At 40.4% G+C, this 22,102-nt stretch carries 9 protein-coding genes; 8 read left to right on the top strand and 1 reads right to left on the bottom strand.

Going from position 1 to position 22,102, the window contains the following annotated elements; translation table 11 throughout:
• Positions 1-416 precede the first annotated feature (416 nt).
• On the top strand, positions 417-818 hold the full coding sequence (locus DWA31_RS16650) for a thioesterase family protein (protein ID WP_114327694.1): 402 nt from the start codon (positions 417-419) through the stop codon (positions 816-818).
• 15 nt (positions 819-833) lie between these two features.
• Here the strand turns inward: DWA31_RS16650 and DWA31_RS16645 are convergent, their stop codons facing one another.
• Positions 834-1,661, bottom strand: a complete 828-nt coding sequence (locus DWA31_RS16645) for a 4'-phosphopantetheinyl transferase family protein (protein ID WP_114327693.1) — start codon at positions 1,659-1,661, stop codon at positions 834-836.
• Between the two features lie 367 nt (positions 1,662-2,028).
• On the opposite strand from DWA31_RS16645, the gene DWA31_RS16640 reads away from it, so the two are divergent.
• From DWA31_RS16640 to tnpB, 7 genes are all read left to right on the top strand, one after another.
• Positions 2,029-2,916, top strand: a complete 888-nt coding sequence (locus DWA31_RS16640; RefSeq protein WP_114327692.1) for a helix-turn-helix domain-containing protein — start codon at positions 2,029-2,031, stop codon at positions 2,914-2,916.
• 15 nt (positions 2,917-2,931) lie between these two features.
• Entirely contained in the window at positions 2,932-11,160 is an 8,229-nt protein-coding gene (locus tag DWA31_RS16635; protein WP_425451907.1) for an SDR family NAD(P)-dependent oxidoreductase, read from the top strand.
• Positions 11,160-13,769 carry a PfaB family protein gene (locus DWA31_RS16630; protein ID WP_114327691.1) on the top strand — a complete coding sequence of 870 codons (2,610 nt, stop codon included), beginning with the start codon at positions 11,160-11,162 and terminating at the stop codon, positions 13,767-13,769. Before DWA31_RS16635 ends, DWA31_RS16630 begins: the two co-directional genes overlap by 1 nt.
• Positions 13,770-13,786: 17 nt before the next feature.
• A complete protein-coding gene (locus tag DWA31_RS16625; RefSeq protein WP_114327690.1) occupies positions 13,787-19,732 on the top strand; it encodes a hotdog fold thioesterase in 5,946 nt (1,981 codons plus the stop codon).
• Between the two features lie 77 nt (positions 19,733-19,809).
• On the top strand, positions 19,810-21,408 hold the full coding sequence (locus DWA31_RS16620) for a PfaD family polyunsaturated fatty acid/polyketide biosynthesis protein (RefSeq protein ID WP_114327689.1): 1,599 nt from the start codon (positions 19,810-19,812) through the stop codon (positions 21,406-21,408).
• 204 nt (positions 21,409-21,612) lie between these two features.
• Positions 21,613-21,930 (top strand): IS66 family insertion sequence element accessory protein TnpA, encoded by a 318-nt coding sequence (gene tnpA / locus DWA31_RS16615; protein ID WP_114324640.1) that lies wholly within the window; start codon positions 21,613-21,615, stop codon positions 21,928-21,930.
• On the top strand, positions 21,923-22,102 hold a 180-nt coding region (tnpB, locus tag DWA31_RS16610), incomplete at its 3' end, for an IS66 family insertion sequence element accessory protein TnpB (protein ID WP_210725508.1). The genes tnpA and tnpB, both read left to right, overlap by 8 nt.

The following is a 22,102-nucleotide window of genomic DNA, read 5'->3' as shown; positions in this document are numbered from 1 at the left end:
ACAGGCGTTCTCGCTTCTTATTACTGATCAAAGTGATGAGAAATAGTAAATTGCATGAGCCGTATACGAGGTCCGTACGTACGGTTCTGTGAGAGGGATGAGGCATGAGCCTCACCCTACTCGATATGTTTTTACTTTTCAACATACTGCGATAATTTAAATCGATGAGTTCTCTCCAATAACGTTTAAGTATACTCCTCACAACTATCAATAAGTTGATCAATAAACTAGCCTACTGACTATAAGTTGGGCATGCAAACTACAGGTAGCGTGAGAACTCTTTTGTTGATCGGTTGAACTCACACCCTAAAACTGCCATCTGAACCCTATATCTTGAGGTAACATGGGTATAAAGGTTAAAATAGATTTAATTCATTTCCCTCTTGATTGTATTCGTTAGAAAATAAGGTATTGCTATGAGTAAGATTTATCACCACCCCGTACAAATTTATTATGAAGATACCGATCATTCTGGTGTGGTTTATCATCCCAATTTTTTAAAATACTTTGAACGAGCACGCGAGCATGTTATTGACAGTGATCGCTTAGCAAAATTGTGGAATGAAAAAGGCTTAGGCTTCGCCGTCTATAAAGCTAATTTAACTTTTCAAGATGGGGTGGAATTTGCTGAAATCTGTGATATCCGAACCAATTTTAGCTTTGATGGCAAATATAAAACCTTATGGCGACAAGAGGTATGGCGACCTAATGCGAGTAAACCAGCGGTAATTGGTGATATTGAAATGGTGTGTTTAGATAAAGAAAAACGTTTACATCCTATTCCTGAGGAAATATTAATTCCGTTAACATCAAGTTAGTTTTATTGTTTCAACCTAAAAATACTCTTGGTGACCCTGTAAAGGTGTGCTGTTAAAGCAGCGTAATTGATAAGCAACATCTTGATTATTCTCTTTTGCTCTTAATGCTATCGCAATACGGTGTTGCTCATTGCCGTTTGGATATAAAAGCCAGTTACGCCATCTATTAGCATTATCTACTCTGTGTTGAGCAAAACTCAAGCTGATAGCTTTCTTAATTGTAAAAGATGTGTTTTTTTCAGCGAGTTCATCCACAATAGTAAAACTAAAATCTTTTAAGGGAATAGCTAAACCTAAGCCCCACGCTTTAATATACGATTCTTTTAAAGTCCAATAATCAAAAAAACGATGACGTTGTTGCTCCTTGGGTAAAGAAAATAGCTCTTTCGTTTCACTCGGAGAAAAAAACCGATTGGCGATGGCCAACACATCATTACTGCGTGTGGTATCTTCAACATCGCAGCCAATATCATTTTCTAAGGTTACCGCACAAATAATCAGACCTTTTGTGTGGCTTAAATTAAACCGTAAGGGCAGCGGCGGATTAACAATTTCAGGTTTATCCTTTTCACCTTTATCAAAACGCCAATCATTCGGGGCAACCTCAGCGTAATAAGAGAGCAGGTCTCGTACAAAGGCCCTAGTGATTAAAGCATCATGCCTATCGTGTGAAAATTTATATCTTTGCTGCTTTTTTGTTTCATCATCACTAAGTAAATCTTTATATTTATTGAGTAATTCAGGCTGTGTGATTTTGTCAGGATTTACTTGCCATAGATGAACTTCATTTTTCTTAATTTTAAGTGAAATTTTGGTGTTTTTAGCACTATAAATAAGAGGCATGAAAAAGTATCACTAGGTTGTATTGAATGATTTGATAAAGTTTTTATAACAAACGCTATCTTTAATAGGCGTGACTTTATCATAAAACTCATTGTTAATTTTATTTTTTAAGATGATTTTAGTTAAAACTCTTGATGTACATCAAAGGTGTTAACTCGCTTGCGCTTGATTTTTATAGAACTAAAGTTTATTTAAGGTAACTGCTTGTCCATTCAAACTTCTAGCGTGTTAATACTTTGGTCTATTTTTGTGTTGAACCTTGTATCGGGTGATTGTGTTGGGTGTGAAACCTGTGTATATTAGCCCACCTTGGAAAAATACAATTCGTGTATTTTGAGCTAATTACACGGTTAACGACGGATGATTAATGCCTAAGCAACATGCAAACGCCACCACTACACCAGAAATGCGCGCATTTATCCATGAATCAGACTTACCGACTGCTGTACTTGCACGTTTACTCAAAATATCTGAGTCAACTGTACGTAAATGGCGTCAGCGAGAATCGATGTCTGATGCGTCTCATGTGCCAAAGCAATTAAATACCACGTTAAGTGAAGCGCAAGAATATGTTGTAGTTGAGCTACGTACGCGGTTATTACTCTCACTTGATGAGCTACTCGTCGTCTGTAAACAATTTATTAATTCACATGTATCGCGTGCTGGTTTGCAACGCTGCTTAAAGCGTCATGGTGTTTCTCGATTAGCAGATATGGAAGACAGTGGCGAATTTGTCGATGCTGATAGCCCGCTTTCATCTCCGGTACAAGTCACGTTAGAAGATACCCTTGACCATCAAGTATTACTTTCAGATATTTCTCCAAAGGCGATGCGTGAAGTATTAAACCGCACCAATAACTTATCTGAAGACGAAGTAGTACAAGTAAAAGTCACGCAGTTACCTGATTTTTCGAATAAAGAATCTACTAACTGTTCTGAACAAGCAACAGAAAAAGAACAAGAACAACTAAACAAACGGCGTTTGCTAGTTGCCAATGACCCAACATCTGGTTGGGTTTATGTTGATATTTATGATGGTAACGAAGCTGATGCAGCTAGCCGTTACATGAGCTACGTGCTCACCAAAGCCCCATTCCATATCCGTCGTATTTTGGCGGGTAATTACACTGAATTTCTAAGTCGTTTTCGTTTACTTAACAATGTAGCGAACAATGCCGCCAATAGCACGGTTGATGAAAAAAATCATCAAGGTGATATTGACAATTGTGACCGCGAAAATGCAACAAAATCCTAAACTGGAGATACTTTAATGGTTAATAAATCTATGGCTAATAAGCAAAATACAACAAGCGTTAAAACAGTCAAGGCAGAAGAAACGCTTACTGACGAACAGCAATTTAATTCACGCTTGCAAGAGTGCCCTATAGCCGTTGTTGGTATGGCCTCAATTTTTGCGGATGCTAAAAACTTAGAAGACTACTGGGACAATATTTTTGAATCAGTAGACGCCATTAAAGATGTCCCTAGTGATCGTTGGGCGATTGATGACTATTACAATAGTGACCCGCGTGCAGCAGACAAAACTTATTGTAAACGTGGTGGCTTCTTACCTGAAATAGATTTTGATCCAATGGAATTTGGTTTGCCGCCAAATATTTTAGAATTGACGGATATTGCACAATTATTATCATTAGTGGTTGCGCGTGACGTGTTAAATGATGCCGGTATTGGTGATGGCTCAGGTTATGACCGTGACAAAGTTGGTATTACGCTAGGTGTAGGTGGTGGTCAAAAGCAAATTTCACCGTTAACGTCTCGTTTGCAAGGTCCAGTACTAGAAAAAGTATTGAAAGCATCAGGTGTAGACGCAGAAGATCGCGCTATGATCATTGAAAAATTCAAGAAAGCGTATATCGGCTGGGAAGAAAACTCATTCCCTGGCATGTTAGGGAACGTTATTTCAGGTCGTATTGCGAACCGTTTTGATTTTGGTGGCACTAACTGTGTGGTTGATGCGGCTTGTGCTGGCTCTTTAGCGGCAATTAAATTAGCGATTTCAGACTTGTTAGAGCATCGCTCAGAAGTGATGATCTCCGGTGGTGTTTGTTGTGATAACTCACCGTTTATGTATATGTCATTCTCAAAAACTCCGGCCTTTACTACCGGTGAAGATATTCGTCCGTTTGATAACGATTCAAAAGGTATGATGATCGGTGAAGGTATCGGCATGATGGCCTTTAAACGTCTTGAAGATGCTGAACTTGATGGTGATAAAATTTATGCGGTACTTAAAGGTATCGGTACTTCTTCAGATGGTCGTTTTAAATCTATATACGCGCCACGTCCAGACGGACAAGCAAAAGCATTAAAACGCGCTTATGATGATGCCGGATTTGATCCCCGTACTTGTGGCTTAATTGAAGCGCACGGCACAGGCACTAAAGCTGGTGATGCCGCTGAATTTGGTGGTTTGGTTAAGCATTTTAGTGCTGACAATGAACAAAAACAGCATATCGCATTAGGCTCAGTAAAATCACAAATTGGCCATACCAAAGCAGCAGCAGGCTCAGCAGGTATGATCAAAGCAGTATTAGCACTGCACCATAAAGTATTACCAGCCACTATTCACATTGATCAACCTAATACAGCGCTAGAAATTGAAAATAGCCCAATGTATTTGAACAATGAAACACGTCCTTGGATGGCAAGAGAAGATGGTGTTCCTCGTCGTGCAGGTATTAGCTCATTTGGTTTTGGTGGTACAAACTACCACATGGTTTTAGAAGAATATCGCCCAACCGCTAGCGGTCAATATCGTTTAAATGCCGTACCACAAACTATTTTAGTGACGGCTGCCAACGAAAGCGCCTTGGTTGCTAGCTTAACTGATTGGCAAGCTAAACTAAGTGTTGATAGTGAAGCACAACCGTTTGTATTTAATGCCTTAGTGACTGAAAACACCTTACAAACACCTGCGGCTGAATTAGCCCGTTGTGGTTTTGTTGCTAAAAATGCCGAGCAAGCTATCAGCATGATCGAAGCAGCGTTAAAGCAATTTAAAGCGAAAGCGGGTAGCGAAGAATGGTCTGTGCCAACCGGCATTTATTTCCGCAAGTCTGCTTTAACGGTTGAAGGTAAAGTTGTGGCACTGTTTTCGGGTCAAGGTTCACAGTATGTGAATATGGGACGAGAACTTGCTTGTAACTTCCCAAGTGTGATGCAAGCTGCACAAGACATGGACAGTGAATTTACCAATGCTGGTTTAGGGCAATTAACCCCAACCACTTACCCAATTCCTGTTTTTAATAATGATGCCAGAAAAGCACAAGATGAAGCATTACGATTAACTCAACACGCTCAACCTGCTATTGGTACTTTAAGTGTTGGCCTATACAAAACCTTTACTAATGCTGGTTTTAAAGCTGACTTTGCCGCTGGACACAGCTTTGGTGAGTTAACCGCTCTTTGGGCTGCTGGCGTATTAAATGACAGCGACTACATGATGTTAGCACGCAGTCGTGGCCAAGCAATGGCTGCACCAGAAGATACTAGCTTTGATACAGGTACAATGATTGCAGTTGTAGGTTCGCCAAGCAAAGTAGCGATAGATATCAAAGACATTAAAGATATCTCAATTGCTAATTACAACTCAAATAATCAAGTAGTTGTTGCCGGTGTTACGAGTCAAATTGCTATTGCCATTGATGAGTTAAAAGCGAAAGGTTACAAAGTTGTTCCATTACCAGTATCGGCTGCATTCCATACCCCGTTAGTGGGTCATGCGCAAAAACCATTTGCGGCTGCAATTGATAACGCTAAGTTTAATAAACCGAGTGTGCCTGTTTATTCAAATGGCACAGCAAAAGCACATTCAAATAAACCGAGCGATATTAAAAAGAGCTTAAAGAATCACATTTTAGAATCAGTTCATTTCAATGAAGAAATTGATAATATTTATGCTGATGGTGGTCGTGTATTTATCGAGTTTGGCCCTAAAAATGTATTAACTAAATTGGTTGAAAACATTTTAAAAGAGAAAGACGACGTAGTCGCTATTGCTGTTAATGCTAACCCGAAAAAGTCTGCTGATATGCAAATGCGTCAAGCGGCGGTTCAAATGGCAGTATTAGGATTAGCGCTTAATGAAGTTGACCCTTACAGCGCTGTTAAACGTCCATTGGTTGCAACTAAAATGTCGCCATTGGCAATGAAATTAACTGGCGCATCGTATGTTAGTGCTAAAACCTCAAAAGCGTTTGATGATGCACTAAATGATGGCTGGACGGTTAAACAAGCAACGTCAGTGCCTGTTGTTGTACCAGAGCAAAAAATAGTAGAAAAAATTGTAGAAGTAGAGCGTATCGTTGAAGTAGAAAAAATTGTTTATTTGAACGCCGATGGCACTACTGCTCAACCAAACCAAGTGAGTGCACCTATTGCCAATGCTAGTAACACTGACTCTACTGGCCTAGTAAGTAGCATTGAACGTAGTGTTAGCCAGTTTGTTGATCATCAACAACAGTTATTAAACGTTCATGAGCAATACATGCAAGGACCAAAAGATTACGCTAAAACTTTTGATACCGTACTTTCATCTCAAGACGGTGGAGAATTACCTGAAAGTTTAGATCGCACTTTAGGCATGTATCATGACTTTCAATCTGAAACGTTACGTGTTCATGAGCAATACCTAAACAATCAAACAGAAAATATGACGGCAATGTTGTCAGCAAGTGATGCACCTGTTGTTAATAAAGCCGCTGAGAAAATTGTAACTCCAGCAGCACCAACAATGCCAACTGCAGCTAAAGTAGCATCAGTTGCTAAGCCTGTTAGTCAAGTATCAGCGCCAGTTGCACCTGTAATTAACACTCCTCCTGCAGCGCCAGTTCAAACAGTAGCGACTGCCGTCGCTATGGCACCTATCGCTGAGACAATTGTTGCGGTTAGTGCTGAAGCTGCTCCAACAGCATCGATTGATTTAGCAACAATCCAAACAGTGATGATGGAAGTGGTTGCCGAGAAAACGGGTTACCCAACTGAAATGTTAGAGCTAGAAATGGACATGGAAGCTGATTTGGGTATCGACTCAATCAAACGTGTTGAAATTTTAGGTTCAGTACAAGAGCTTATTCCAGACCTTCCTGAGCTTAATCCTGAAGATCTTGCAGAGCTTCGCACCTTAGGCGAAATTGTTGACTATATGAAGTCAAAAGCAGAGTCTGCTGCACCAGCGAATGAAAGTACTCCGGCGCTTCACTTAGTTGAAACGTCTACAGCAAGTGCCTCTGGGATTGACTTAGACTACATCCAAAAAGTAATGATGGAAGTGGTTGCCGAGAAAACGGGTTATCCAACAGAAATGCTTGAGCTTGAAATGGATATGGAAGCTGATTTAGGTATCGACTCGATTAAACGTGTTGAGATTCTAGGTTCGGTTCAAGAAACCATTCCAGATTTACCAGAGCTTAACCCTGAAGATTTAGCTGAGCTACGTACGTTAGGCGAAATTGTTAGTTATATGCAAAGTAAAGTTACGAGTACACCAGTTTCGAGCAACGAAGCGCTAGCCAATGAGAGCAGCGCTCCTGCGATAGATTTAGATTATATTCAAAAAGTAATGATGGAAGTGGTTGCCGAGAAAACGGGTTATCCAACCGAAATGCTTGAACTTGAAATGGATATGGAAGCTGACTTAGGTATCGACTCGATTAAACGTGTTGAAATCTTGGGTGCTGTTCAAGAAACCATCCCTGATTTACCTGAGCTTAACCCCGAAGATTTAGCTGAACTACGTACCTTAGGTGAAATTGTTAGTTACATGCAATCTAAAGTATCTGCTGCGCCAACACTTGCCGTTGTGAATACGCCAACTGACGCTAACGCACCAGCGATAGATTTAGATTACATCCAAAAAGTAATGATGGAAGTGGTTGCCGAGAAAACTGGCTATCCAACCGAAATGCTTGAACTTGAAATGGACATGGAAGCTGACTTAGGTATCGACTCGATTAAACGTGTTGAAATCTTGGGTGCTGTTCAAGAAACCATTCCAGATTTACCAGAACTGAATCCAGAAGATTTAGCCGAGTTACGTACCTTAGGTGAAATTGTTAGTTACATGCAGTCGAAAGTATCTGCTGCGCCTACAGCTGTTGCAGAAAGCTCGCAAGCGCCAGCTACCGTTGCAAGTAGTGCTCCGGCGATAGATTTAGATTACATCCAAAAAGTCATGATGGAAGTGGTTGCTGAGAAAACCGGCTACCCAACAGAAATGCTTGAGCTTGGTATGGATATGGAAGCTGACTTAGGTATCGACTCGATTAAACGTGTTGAAATCTTGGGTGCTGTGCAAGAAACGATTCCAGATTTACCTGAGCTAAACCCAGAAGATTTAGCAGAGCTACGTACTTTAGGTGAAATCGTAACTTATATGCAAAGTAAAGTTACGAGTACACCAGTTTCGAGTAACGAAGCGCTAGCCAATGAGAGCAGCGCTCCTGCAATCGATACTGACTACATTCAAAAAGTAATGATGGAAGTGGTTGCTGAAAAAACAGGTTACCCGGTTGAAATGCTAGAGCTGGCCATGGATATGGAAGCTGACTTAGGTATTGATTCAATTAAACGTGTTGAAATCTTAGGTGCGGTTCAAGAGACAATCCCTGATCTTCCAGAACTTAACCCAGAAGATTTAGCTGAGCTACGCACTTTAGGTGAAATAGTTAGCTATATGCAAAGTAAGGTTTCACCTACTGAGCCAACACCACCAGGCGCGAAAGCAAGTGACCCAGCACCGCAAACAACAACGGAAGCTGCTGCTAGCTTTCAAGGCGCACCAAGTGCGACTGTTGAATTAACGGCATTATCTTCAATTAACAAAATTGTTCAAGATGTCACTCAACAAGGTGGTGCTAATGCGTTAATCGTTGACGATGGCACAGGCGCTGCTGTTGCCTTAAGTGGAAAGTTAGTGAAAGCAGGTTGGAATGTTACCGCATTAAAGCCTAACTGGATTACTGTTAACTCGAAAAAAGCGTTTGCCAAATCAGTCAATGTGATTGAAATCGGTAACAGTGATAAAACCCTTGATGAAGCCCAAGTGAAAGACATCATCGAGAAAAACGAACAACTTGATACGGTTATTTACCTACAATCTGGCAACTCGATAGATGCTATTGCTTACCCAGAAGCGGCAAAACAAGGCTTAATGTTAGCGTTTGTATTAGCTAAATTATCTAAGGTAAAAGCAGCAACTAAAGCACGCGCCTCATTTGTTGTGGTAACACGCCAAGGTGGCACATTAGGTTTTGCTAACAGTGACGAAAGCGCTGCACAGGTTAAAGCAGATGCTAACGCTGATTTAGTACAAGCGGGTTTAGCGGGATTAGTTAAGACTATCAACCACGAGTGGAATGCAGGCGATGATAGCGTATTTTGTCGTGTAGTTGATTTATCAGCTAAATTAGCGGCAGATAAAGCAGCAACAATTATCAGTGATGAGTTACTAGATATTGATAGCAGTATTGTTGAAGTCGCTCATGACACAGACAACCTTAGCAATAACATTGGTACACGCTTAACCTTAACAGGTGTTGCCACCGACAGTTATCAACTCACTGCGGGCAACAGTATTGATAGTGACTCTGTGTTTTTAGTAAGTGGTGGCGCTAAAGGCGTAACTGCACACTGTGTGATAGAAATTGCCAAACAATATCAATCTAAATTTATCTTATTAGGTCGTTCATCGTTTGATGACAACGAACCAAGCTGGGCAAAAGGTATCAGCGATGAAGTTGCTTTGAAAAAAGCAGCGATGCAAGCCTTAATTGCCGCAGGTGATAAACCGACACCCGTTAAAGTGACACAGTTTGTTCGTCCAGTATTAGCAAATCGTGAAATTTCACAAACGTTAAATGCGATTAAAGCTGCTGGTGGCCAAGCACAATACGTTGCGGCAGATGTTACTAACAGCAGTAATGTTTGTGCAGCAGTAGCGCCAATCACCAAAGAACTTGGTGACGTAACGGGTATTATTCACGGCGCAGGTGTTTTAGCCGATAAATTTATTGAGCAAAAAACGCTTGAAGAATTCAATGCCGTTTACACCACTAAAATTGACGGTTTACTTTCTTTATTAGCAGCAACGACTAGTGAAAATGTTAAACACTTAGTTTTATTCTCATCGGCAGCAGGCTTTTACGGAAATCCAGGCCAGTCTGATTACTCTATTGCGAATGACATTTTAAACAAAACGGCTTACCGTTTTAAAGCGCTAAACCCAAGTGCTCAAGTACTTAGCTTTAATTGGGGTCCTTGGGATGGCGGCATGGTAACACCTGAGCTTAAACGTATGTTTAACGACCGTGGTGTTTATATCATTCCACTTGATGCCGGTGCTAAATTATTAGTGAGTGAGCTGGGTGCAAATAATAACCGTTGTGCACAAATTTTAGTGGGTAATGACCTCTCTAAAGATAAGTCTAAGGATCAGGGCAAAGATCAGGCAGGTACTGCTGTAAAAAAGCCACAAGTTAGTCGCTTAAACGTAAGTGTTAGTAAAACACTTTTAGCGACTAACAATCCTTTTTTAGCTGACCACATGGTTGGAGGACATCAAGTTTTCCCAACCGTATGTGCGATTGCTTGGATGCGTGATGCCAGTGAAAAAGCCTATCAGGGTTATCACTACCAAGGTTTAGAAAATTATAAACTTTTCAAAGGCGTTATCTTTGATGGCAGTGAGGCGAGCGAATATCAAATTGAGATGAATGCTAACGTTGTTGATGAGGGAGCCGGTTTAGTGGTTGAGACTAAGATCTCAAGTATTAACGCTCAGGGAAAAATCGTATTTCATTACGGCGCTCAACTGATTTTAGCTAGTCAACGTAAAGCCAGCCCAGAGGTTACTTTAGCGATACCAACATCCGCTGAAAGTGCAAAGGCACTATATAGCAATGGGACTTTATTTCACGGTCCAAGCTTACAAGGTATTAGTGAAATACTTGAATGTAATGAGCAAGGTTTATTATTACGTTGCCAAGCACCCGCAGTAGCGGCTGAAAAGCAAGGGGATTTCCCTTTAAGCGATTTCCCTTTAAGCGATTTCCCTTTAAGCGATTTCCCTTTAAGCGATTTCCCTTTAAGCGATTTCCCTTTAAGCGATTTCCCTTTAAGTAATAGTGCTGAAAAAAGCAATATTTTTGCTAACGACCTAGCGTATCAAGCGATGTTAGTTTGGGTGAAAAAAGAGTTAGGGCTTGGTAGCCTGCCTTCTAGCACTGATAGCTGGACGGTATATCGTGAAGTAACACTTAATGAGTGTTTTTATCTGCAATTGAATGTTGTTAAAAGCTCAGGTAAAGGCAAACAACGTGGTGCGTTAACGGCAGATATACAATTAATTAGTGAAAGTAATGAAGTGTTGAGCGAGATAAAATCAGCTAAAGTTACTGCTAGCGCTGCTTTAAGTGACATCTTTTTGCCTAAAAGCGCTAAAGCCTCCGTTACGAAAAAACTTACAGAGACAAAAGTGTAATGGCAACGAATAATTATAACGGAGCCATTATAGGGCTAGATGCCCAGTTTGCTAATCAAAGTAGTTTTCAACAGGATATTGATCGAGTTGAACGTGCGCTATACCTAGGTAAAGAGCAGGGTAAAGAACAGAGCAATTCACAGGGAAATGAACAGGCTAATAAAGCCTCTTCAGAAATAACCCTAAGTGACTGTCAGCAAGCTGTTACTCGTATGGCATCTGCTAATCAAGTTAATAGCTCGGATATTAAGCTAGTATTGGTTGCTCAAAATACTGATTTTGATACTAGCACTATCGATTGCACTATAAGCGACAATGCTATAGTGGTTAACTCGTTAGCGAAAGCGCTTGTGCAAATAGACTTATTAGTCAGTCAAAATAATTTAGTGGCGTTAGTTGGCGTAAATTTAGTGGCGCATTTATCTGGACAATCAGCATCAGAAAGTGAACTGTCATCATCAGCGACTATTAGCTTTGATCAAAACTTTAATGGCTATCAAGCTTGTTATGGTATTGCGGCTTTATTATTTTCATCTGTCAGCTTTGCTCAATCCAATAATAGCTATGTCTATTCATGGTTAAAAGGTTTTGCTGTTGGTAATGATGTTCAAGCAACGACGCAATCTGCATTACAGAATGCCGAAGTTAAGCCACTTGATATCGGCTTAATTGAAGTATCAGCGTTAGCGGATAATAAGCTAGCTTTGACAGAGTCTACCGCCTTAATTGCAAGTTATGGACATGAAGAAGCATTAACGACAGCAATCAGTTGTGCTCGAAGTGTTACTGGTGAAGGCAAAGGTTTTTCTCAAGTATTAGGCTTATTACGTACAGTTATCGCATTACAGCAACGTTATATTCCAGCAATCAGTGATTGGCAGCAGCCACAAGAAAGTGAGCTAGACAAATGGCAAACATCAAACTTTTACTTGCCTACAGAGTCTCGCCCTTGGTATCCACACCCCGATAGCAGTGCTCATTTTGCTGCATATAGCTGTTTATCATCTGAGGACGCGCTTGCAGGAAATAATGATTATTGTCATGTGATTTTAGCTGAAAATAAAACTACTGATTCATCTGAGAAGCATCCAGCGGATGATATTCGTCATAATGGTTTTATTGCTTGTAGTGAATTACAGCTGATTTTAATAACGGGTAATGACCAACAAGCAATATTAACAAGATTAACAGCGCTTGAAACTGAACTTGAGTTTAGCCAATCTTGTATTCATGAATTTGCTTTAAGCTGCTTTGATGTTTATAAGTCAAAATCAGCAGAACATAGCTATACCGTTTCTTTGTTATGTGAATCTAAAGAAGAGCTAATCAAAGAAATACAATTAGCCAAAGCGGGCATTGTTAGTGCACTTTCACCAGATAATGCTAACAATGAATGGCGTACCCCTAAGGGAAGCTATTTTAGCGCCACGCCGGTAAATGCCGATAAAAATACTAATAATGTCACGTTTTTATACCCAGGTATTGGCGCCACCTATGTTGGTTTAGGTCGTGATTTATTTCACCTATTTCCTGAAATTCACCAAGACGTTGCCAATTTAGCCGATGACATTGGCGCAAGTCTAAAAGATCGCTTATTAAACCCACGAACTATTATTCGTCCAGATTTTAAAGCACTTAAACAACTTGATTTAAACCTTCGTGGCAACCTAGCTGATATTGCTGAAGCAGGCGTGGGCTTTGCTTGTGTCTTTACTAAAGTGTTTGAAAATGTATTTAATGTAAAAGCTGATTACGCTACCGGTTATTCAATGGGCGAAGTCAGTATGTACGCTGCACTTGGTGCATGGCAACAACCGGGCTTGATGAGTGCGCGTTTAGCTAATTCAGATACCTTCAATCACCGTCTTTGTGGTGAGTTATTAACTTTGCGTGAACATTGGGGTTTAGATGATCACGCAGATGAAAATACGGATGATGAATTAATCTGGGAAACCTACACCATCAAAGCAACGCTTGATGAGGTTATTACAGCAAGTGATGGCGAAGACCGTGTCTACTGCACAATTATAAATACGCCAGACAGTTTATTACTTGGAGGTTATCCCGAAGATTGTCTACGTGTTATTAAAAAATTAGGCGTGCGCGCTATGCCATTAAATATGGCTAATGCAATTCATAGTGCACCAGCAAATAAAGAATATGATGACATGGTTGAGCTATATACCATGGATGTAATGCCACGTTTAAAAACTAAAATGTATTCAAGCTCCTGTTATTTACCCGTGCCACAAATGAGTAAAGCGATTGCTCATAGTGTCGCAAAATGCCTTTGCGACCGAGTGGACTTCCCCCGTTTGATCAATACTCTGCATAACCAAGGTGCACGCGTATTTATTGAAATGGGCCCTGGGCGTTCACTATGTAGCTGGGTTGATAAAATTTTAGACTTTACTGCAAAATCACCTGTTGATTCTGCTAGTGATAGCGAAAGTGCTAACAAAGCACGAGTCGCCGTACCGGTAAACGCGAAAGGTACGAGTGACGAGTTAACGTATTTAAGAGCGATTGCAAAATTAGTTAGCCATGGGGTGAAGCTAGATCTTCAAACCCTATTTAATGGCTCGATTATTGTCAAAAAAGAATTATAAAACTTTTCGAGGAAAGTATGGAAAATATTGCTGTAGTAGGTATTGCTAATTTGTTCCCAGGATCTTCTGCCCCAGAAGAATTTTGGCAACAGTTGCTTAAAAAACAAGATTGCAGAAGCAAAGCAACCATTGAACAAATGGGCGTTGATCCTGACAAATATACCGGTAAAAAAGGTGATACAGATAAGTTTTACTGTGTACACGGCGGTTATATTCGAAACTTTGATTTTGATGCTAGTGCTTTTGTTGCCGGAAAGCCTAACAATGGAAATAGCTTAACGACTGAGTATTTAAATCAACTAGATGATTTAAATCAGTGGGCATTATACGTTACTCAACAAGCATTAACCGATGCGGGTTATTGGGGTAGTGATAAGCTTGAAAACTGTGGCGTAATTTTAGGTAACTTATCGTTTCCAACTAAATCGTCTAATCATTTATTTATGCCGCTCTATCACCAAGTCGTTGATGACGCGTTAAAGCAGCTACTTAATAAAGATTTTCAGTTAAGTCACTTTTCCGAGACAGAAATAGCGAAAAATGATATTCATGCCGATAACGCCTTAGTTGCGGGTTACCCTGCTGCGCTTCTTGCAAAAGCAGCAGGGCTTGGCGGTACACATTTCGCCCTTGATGCTGCTTGTGCGTCCAGTTGTTATTCTGTGAAATTAGCCTGTGATTATTTACATACGGGCAAAGCTGATATGATGTTAGCGGGCGCGGTTTCTGGCTCTGATCCTATGTTTGTTAATATGGGTTTCTCAATCTTTCAAGCCTATCCTGCTAATAATATTCACGCCCCATTTGATAAAAACTCGCAAGGTTTATTTGCTGGCGAAGGTGCTGGCATGATGGTACTTAAACGCCACAGTGACGCAGTACGTGATGGCGATAAAATTCACGCTATTATTAAAGGTGGCGCGCTATCTAATGATGGCAAAGGCGAATTTGTGCTTAGCCCAAATACTAAAGGACAAGTATTAGTTTACGAACGCGCTTATGATAATGCTGGTGTTGACCCACGTGATGTAGATTACATTGAATGTCACGCCACGGGTACGCCAAAAGGTGATAACGTTGAGCTTGGCTCAATGGATACTTTTTTTAGCCGCTTCCCTCGAAAAAATGGTAATAAACCATTGCTTGGTTCGGTAAAGTCTAACCTAGGCCACTTGCTTACCGCTGCGGGTATGCCGGGTATGACCAAAGCTATTTGGGCACTTAATGAAGCAAAAATTCCAGCAACGATTAATTTGAATGAACCACTTAGTTCTAAAAATGGTTATTTAACTGGCGCGCAAATGCCAACAGAAACTATTGATTGGCCGCAGTCTACTGGCAGTGGGCTAGCAAACAATAAACCAAGAACTGCGGGCGTGAGTGTTTTTGGTTTTGGTGGCTCTAATGCGCATTTGGTTTTACAGCAGCCAACACAAACACTGACACCAGTAACTCGCATAGCAAAATCTCGTGAACCGTTAGCAATTATTGGTATGGACGCGCACTTTGGTAGCGCGAAAGATTTATCCAGTTTTGCAGCACTTATTAATAGTGATGGTAATACGTTTAGAACCTTGCCAACTAAGCGCTGGAAAGGCATTGAAAAAAATAACGAAGTGATGAATGCTTTAAGCTTAAGCAAAGCCCCTAAAGGGGGTTATGTTGAAGACTTTGATATTGATTTTTTACGTTTTAAAGTACCACCAAACGAGCAAGACTGTTTAATACCGCAACAACTGATGATGATGAAAGTTGCTGACAATGCAGCAAAAGATGCTGGCCTTAAAGAAGGTAGTAACGTTGCAGTATTAGTTGCCATGGGCATAGAGCTTGAACTTCATCAATACCGTGGTCGCGTTAACTTAAGCACACAAATTGAAGAAAGTTTATTACAGCAAGGCGTTACCTTAAGTACTGAACAACGGGAAACCTTAACTAATATTGCCAAAGACGGTGTTGCTTTTGCTGCTCAGCTTAATCAATACACCAGCTTTATTGGTAATATTATGGCGTCACGTATTTCTGCTTTATGGGACTTCTCAGGCCCTGCAATTACCTTATCAGCAGAAGAAAACTCTGTTTATCGCTGTGTCGAATTAGCTGAAAACTTATTCCAAACCTCCGACATTGATGCCGTGATTATCGCCTCGGTTGATTTAGCTGGCTCAGTAGAAAATATCACCTTAAGACAGCACTATGGCAAGGTATCGGTTGAAGGTAAAGCCGCAAGCAATACGCTTAATCAAGAGCAATGGTTAGTCGGTGAAGGCGCTGCTGCTTTTGTTGTTAAACCAGCATCAAAAGTGAGTGAACAGCAAGTATATGCCACCATCGACAGTATTAGTTTTGCTAATGGCTGTGACGAAGCGGCTATTACTAAAGCGGCTAATAAATCATTAGCGCTTGCCGGTATTAATGCAGCAGATGTCAGCCAAGTTGAAGCACATGCCAGTGGTTTTAGCAGTGAGAATATGGCAGAAAATCAAGCATTACCAAAACTCTATGCAGGTAAAGCGATTAGCTCGGTTAAAAGTAATGTCGGTCATACTTTTAACGCATCAGGTGTTGCTAGTATTGTTAAAACAGCGCTTATTTTAGATAAACGCACTACCACAAAATCTGCTATTGCGATCAATGGTTTAGGCAAAGATGAAAGTTGTGCACACTTAATTTTATCATCGAGTAAACAACCTCATCAGGCGGCACCTGCACCAACAGGAAAGCAGCGCCCTAAATTAATTAAAACGATTGCCTTGGGTGGAAATTCAATTTTTGATGCCATTATAAGCCAAAATAAAAGTGCTGAAATGGTAAGCGTTAAGCAATTATTTACCGGTAAAGCGTTAGCAAGCGTTAAGCAAGGCATTAACTTGAGTAACTTAACGCCTAAGGCACATACTCAAATACAAGAGCAAGCTCAAACACAAATACAAGCTCAAGCAAATGCTCAAATTAAGAGCACAACTCAAGCCAAAGCACGATCAACAATCGTTACTGGAGCAAAAGTGAAAAGTATCTCACAAGCGACTATTAAAAATAATGCCGATGTTAAACATCAGGCAAGTAAAGAAATTTATCAAGCATCAGCGACTCAGCAAGCGTTTTTAAGCACTCGCCAAATGGCAGGGCAGCAAATTTCTAAGCTAATTGAAATGCAAGCCAATGCTAGCGCAGGCTTACCTGCTTACAACGTTGAAAATCAATCTATTAGTGCAGCTCAAACACCTGAGTTATCGGTAGTTAGCCCAAATACCCATACAGATGATTTAGTGGTAGTGAATAAACACTGGGCGAATCAATCAGGTTTTAAAATTAAAGGGCCTGATGGCTATAATTACCCACCATTGCAACTTGAAGAGCGCTTTAATCAGCCAAAAGAAATTATTTGGGATACTGCAGATTTAGTCGAATTTGCTGAAGGTGATATCGGTAATGTTTTTGGTGAAGAATATCGCATTATTGATAGTTATTCACGCCGTGTTCGCTTGCCAACGACTGATTACTTATTAGTATCACGAGTGACAGAGCTTGAAGCCACTGTAAACGAATACAAAAAATCTTACATGTGTACTGAGTATGACATTCCCGTTGATGCACCGTTTTTAATTGATGGCCAAATTCCATGGTCAGTGTCGGTAGAGTCAGGCCAATGTGATTTATTGTTAATTTCTTATATCGGTATTGATTTTCAAGCCAAAGGTGATCGGGTTTATCGATTACTTGATTGCCAATTAACCTTCTTAGAAGAAATGGCGTTTGGCGGCGAAACTCTCCGTTATGAAATCCATATTGATTCGTATGCTAAAAATGGTGAGCAATTATTATTCTTCTTCCACTACGATTGTTATGTAGGCGATAAAAAAGTATTAATCATGCGTAATGGTTGTGCTGGCTTCTTTACTGACGATGAATTAAAAGACGGTAAAGGTGTTATTCTCAATGATAAAGACAAAGCACAATTAGCGAATGCGAAGAAAACCTCATTTGCCCCCTTGATGCAACGTAATCGTGATCAATACGATTACAATGACATGATGAAATTAGTTAATGGTGATGTTGCTAGCTGTTTTGGCAGTGAATATGATCAACAAGGTCGTAACCCTTCGTTGAAATTCTCATCAGAAAAATTCTTAATGATTGAGCGTATTACTAAGGTGGATTCTACCGGTGGTCATTGGGGCTTAGGCTTGCTAGAAGGGCAAAAAGATTTAGATCCTAATCATTGGTATTTCCCTTGTCACTTTAAAGGTGATCAAGTAATGGCAGGCTCATTAATGAGTGAAGGTTGTGGTCAAATGGCAATGTTCTTTATGTTGTCATTGGGTATGCACGCCAATATGAACAACGCAAGATTCCAGCCTATGCCGGGCGAGTCACAAACGGTACGTTGTCGTGGTCAAGTACAGCCTCAACACAATACCTTAACCTATCGTATGGAAGTAACGGAAATGGGTATGCATCCATACCCTTATTTGAAAGCTAATATTGATATCATTCTTAATGGTAAAGTCGTGGTTGATTTTCAAAACTTGGCAATGATGATTTCAGAGCAAGATGAAAATTCCCCTTATCCAGTTAGCTTACCTGAAAATGTTAACTTAGTGAGTGAACCTGCAGCAGTTGTAGAAACATCTTCTGAGCTTGACGAGCGTGGCATTAACCCATTCAAACACATTGAACGTCCGTTAATGAAAGTGATGTCAGATTTTAATGCACCAAAAGAAAAGGGCGTAACCCCTATTCAGCATTTTGAAGCGCCTATGGTAGCTGGACAAAATCGTGTTCCTAACCAAGCGCCATTTACCCCTTGGCATATGTTTGAATTTGCCACTGGTAATATCTCAAAATGTTTTGGCCCAGACTTTGATGTATACAAAGGTAGAATACCGCCACGTACGCCATGTGGTGATTTACAAGTAGTTACTCAAGTCGTTGAAGTACAAGGTACACGCCTTGATTTGAAAAAGACCTCTAGCTGTATTGCGGAATACTTTGTACCTAGTGATGCATGGTACTTTACCAAGAACAGTGTTAATAACTGGATGCCGTATTCATTAATAATGGAGATAGCGCTACAACCGAATGGCTTTATCTCAGGTTACATGGGTACTACGTTAAAATACCCTGAAAAAGATTTATTCTTTCGTAACTTAGACGGCAGTGGTGACTTGATCAAACAAGTAGATCTACGCAATAAAACCATTGTGAATAAATCAGTATTATTAAGCACTACCATGGCTGGCGGCATGATTGTGCAAAGTTTCACTTTTGAGCTTTATGTTAAAGATGAAAACTCAGCCGCTCAAGCGCTAGAAAGCCATGATTTATTCTATAAAGGCACGGCAGTATTTGGTTACTTTGGCGGAGATGCTTTAACCAACCAGTTAGGCATAGATAACGGCAGAACGACTTACCCGTGGTTTGAAGATAATAAAACCCCGAAAGCTGATATTGAAGTAATAGATTTATCTGATCAGGGGCTAGCTTTATATAAAGCGCCAAGTAATAAGCCGCATTATAAACTTGCTGGCGGGCAAATGAACTTCATTGATACGGTATCAATTGTTGAAGGTGGTGGTAAAGCCGGTGTGGCTTATGTCCATGGTGAACGTACTATTGATGCAACCGATTGGTTCTTCCGTTACCACTTCCATCAAGATCCAGTAATGCCTGGTTCATTAGGTGTTGAAGCGATTATCGAATTAATGCAAACCTATGCGCTTAATAAAGATTTAGGTAAAGGTTTTACTAATCCAAGGTTTATCGCGCCTGCTACGTTAGTTAAATGGAAATACCGTGGTCAAATTACGCCATTAAATAAACAAATGTCGTTAGATGTGCACATCACCGATATCATTCGCTCTGATGGTGAAGTACGTTTAGTCGGTGATGCTAATTTATCGAAAGATGGTTTAAGAATATACGAAGTGAAAGATATTGTATTAAGTATCATTGAAGCGTAAATATTATTGAATTATTACTATTTGTTAGTGAAACGATTTAACGCTAACTGATAAAGAAAAGAAAAACAGGAACAAATATGTCAAACCTAGATTTTAATAATAACAACGCCATAGATTGGGCGTGGCAAGTTGATAATAACAATATAAAAACCGATAGCGGTGCAATTAAAGCTGCGTTAATGGACTTAGCTTCCCCTGTATACGTTGCCAAAAACGGCAGTGAACTTGGTCTGGCAAATGCAACGTCAACTTCAGGCGCGAGTGATGTATTAGCCTTTGCCCAAAAGCTTAACCCTGAAGACTTAGGTGACGATGCTTATAAAAAACAACATGGTGTTAAATACGCTTATCATGGCGGCGCGATGGCTAATGGTATTGCATCTGTTGAGCTAGTTGTTGCTCTTGGTAAAGCGGGATTTTTATGCTCATTTGGTGCGGCAGGTTTAGTACCTGATGCGGTAGAAGATGCCATTCGTCGTATTCAAGCTGAATTACCGAATGGCCCTTACGCGGTGAATTTAATTCATGCACCTGCGGAAGAAGCATTAGAGCGTGGCGCGGTTGAACGCTTTATTAAGCTTGGCGTTAAAACGGTTGAAGCATCGGCTTACTTAGGTTTAACCGAACACATTGTTTGGTATCGTGTTGCCGGTCTTTCAAAAAATGCAGATGGCAGTGTTAACATTGGCCATAAAGTGATTGCGAAAGTTTCTCGTACAGAAGTAGGTCGCCGCTTTATGGAACCTGCCCCACAGAAGTTTATTGATAAGTTACTGGCGCAAGGTAAGATCACAGCAGAGCAAGCAGAGCTTTCTATGCTTGTGCCTATGGCTGATGACATTACCGCTGAAGCGGATTCAGGTGGCCATACCGATAACCGTCCATTTTTAACCTTATTACCAACCATTATTGCCCTTCGTGATGAAGTGCAAGCGCAATATAACTTCTCACCAGTGCTTCGCGTAGGTGCAGGCGGTGGTATTGGTACGCCAGAAGCAGCGCTTGCTGCCTTTAACATGGGCGCAGCTTATATTGTACTTGGCTCAGTAAACCAAGCCTGTGTTGAAGCAGGCGCATCTGAATATACCCGTAAATTGCTCGCTAGTGTTGAAATGGCAGATGTCACTATGGCACCTGCCGCAGATATGTTTGAAATGGGCGTTAAATTACAAGTGGTAAAGCGCGGCTCAATGTTTGCCATGCGCGCTAAAAAGCTTTACGACTTATATGTGACTTATGACTCAATTGAAGCTATTCCAAGTGATGAGCGAGTGAAAATTGAGAAACAAATTTTCCGTTCAAACTTAGATGATGTTTGGGCTGGCACAGAATCATTTTTCCAAGAGCGTGATCCAGAAATGTTAGCGCGCGCCCAATCAAGCCCTAAGCGTAAAATGGCATTAATTTTCCGTTGGTATTTAGGTTTAAGTTCTCGTTGGTCTAATACCGGTGAAAAGGGACGTGAAATGGATTACCAAATTTGGGCTGGCCCAAGTTTAGGCGCTTTTAATAGCTGGGTAAAAGGCAGTTATTTAGAAGATTATACCCGCCGTGGTGCCGTTGATGTGGCTTTGCATATGCTAAAAGGTGCCGCGTATTTACAACGTGTTAATCAGCTTAAGCTTCAAGGCGTAAGTTTGTCTACTGAACTAGCGAGCTACCGAACGTCTGATTAATAACTCTAAAAAATAAAATAATAAAAACAAAAAAGGCTGATAGTTATCAGCCTTTTTTATTTAATAAATTTGTTATACCAAATGGGTATTCTAGCCGTTCAAGCTGTCTTATACCAATTAGACTGTGAACGTCTCGCCAAATGCACATATCCTAAGCTAAGCATTAACCCTAGACTTGCTTCAACGTAATAAAAGGAGCAATGTATGAGCCGTAAAACTTCCGATGAGTGGAAATGTCTTGTAGAGAAACAAATCACTAGCGGTCTATCAGTACCAAAGTTCTGTGACCAGTATCAATTAAGTACTAAGTATTTTTATGCGCGTAAAGCTATTATCGCTAAAGGCAATAACCGTACTGATTTTATACAAGCCAAAATTATTACCAAACAAACCATTATCACTCAGCCCATTGAATATCCCATCAAACTGAATCTACCCGTTGGTGAATTATCATTTCCTCATAATATTTCTCCTGCCTTTATAGCTGAGCTGCTCAATGGGCTAACGCATGAAGATGTTTAGTGATGTTCCCGAGGTTTTTCTTTATCGTGATTTTGTCGATTTTAGAAAATCGATAAATGGTTTAGTGGTGATTGTCGAACAGCAGATGCAAGTTTCACCTCTCACGGGCAGTGTCTTTGTTTTTTGCAATAAGGGCCGAGATAAATTGAAGGTACTTTATTGGGACAAAACT

The organism is Candidatus Colwellia aromaticivorans (assembly GCF_003333305.1).
In the GTDB taxonomy this organism is placed as follows: domain Bacteria; phylum Pseudomonadota; class Gammaproteobacteria; order Enterobacterales; family Alteromonadaceae; genus Colwellia; species Colwellia aromaticivorans.
The sequence above is the reverse complement of the archived record's forward strand: the minus strand, read 5'-3'. Positions and strand labels throughout refer to the sequence as shown.

What these genes read in the sequence shown, in the direction of transcription:
- DWA31_RS16650 (WP_114327694.1), top strand. Translation starts at nt 417, where the DNA reads ATGAGTAAGATTTATCACCACCCCGTACAAATTTATTATGAAGATACC.
- DWA31_RS16645 (WP_114327693.1), bottom strand. Translation starts at nt 1,661, where the DNA reads ATGCCTCTTATTTATAGTGCTAAAAACACCAAAATTTCACTTAAAATT.
- DWA31_RS16640 (WP_114327692.1), top strand. Translation starts at nt 2,029, where the DNA reads ATGCCTAAGCAACATGCAAACGCCACCACTACACCAGAAATGCGCGCA.
- DWA31_RS16635 (WP_425451907.1), top strand. Translation starts at nt 2,932, where the DNA reads ATGGTTAATAAATCTATGGCTAATAAGCAAAATACAACAAGCGTTAAA.
- DWA31_RS16630 (WP_114327691.1), top strand. Translation starts at nt 11,160, where the DNA reads ATGGCAACGAATAATTATAACGGAGCCATTATAGGGCTAGATGCCCAG.
- DWA31_RS16625 (WP_114327690.1), top strand. Translation starts at nt 13,787, where the DNA reads ATGGAAAATATTGCTGTAGTAGGTATTGCTAATTTGTTCCCAGGATCT.
- DWA31_RS16620 (WP_114327689.1), top strand. Translation starts at nt 19,810, where the DNA reads ATGTCAAACCTAGATTTTAATAATAACAACGCCATAGATTGGGCGTGG.
- tnpA (WP_114324640.1), top strand. Translation starts at nt 21,613, where the DNA reads ATGAGCCGTAAAACTTCCGATGAGTGGAAATGTCTTGTAGAGAAACAA.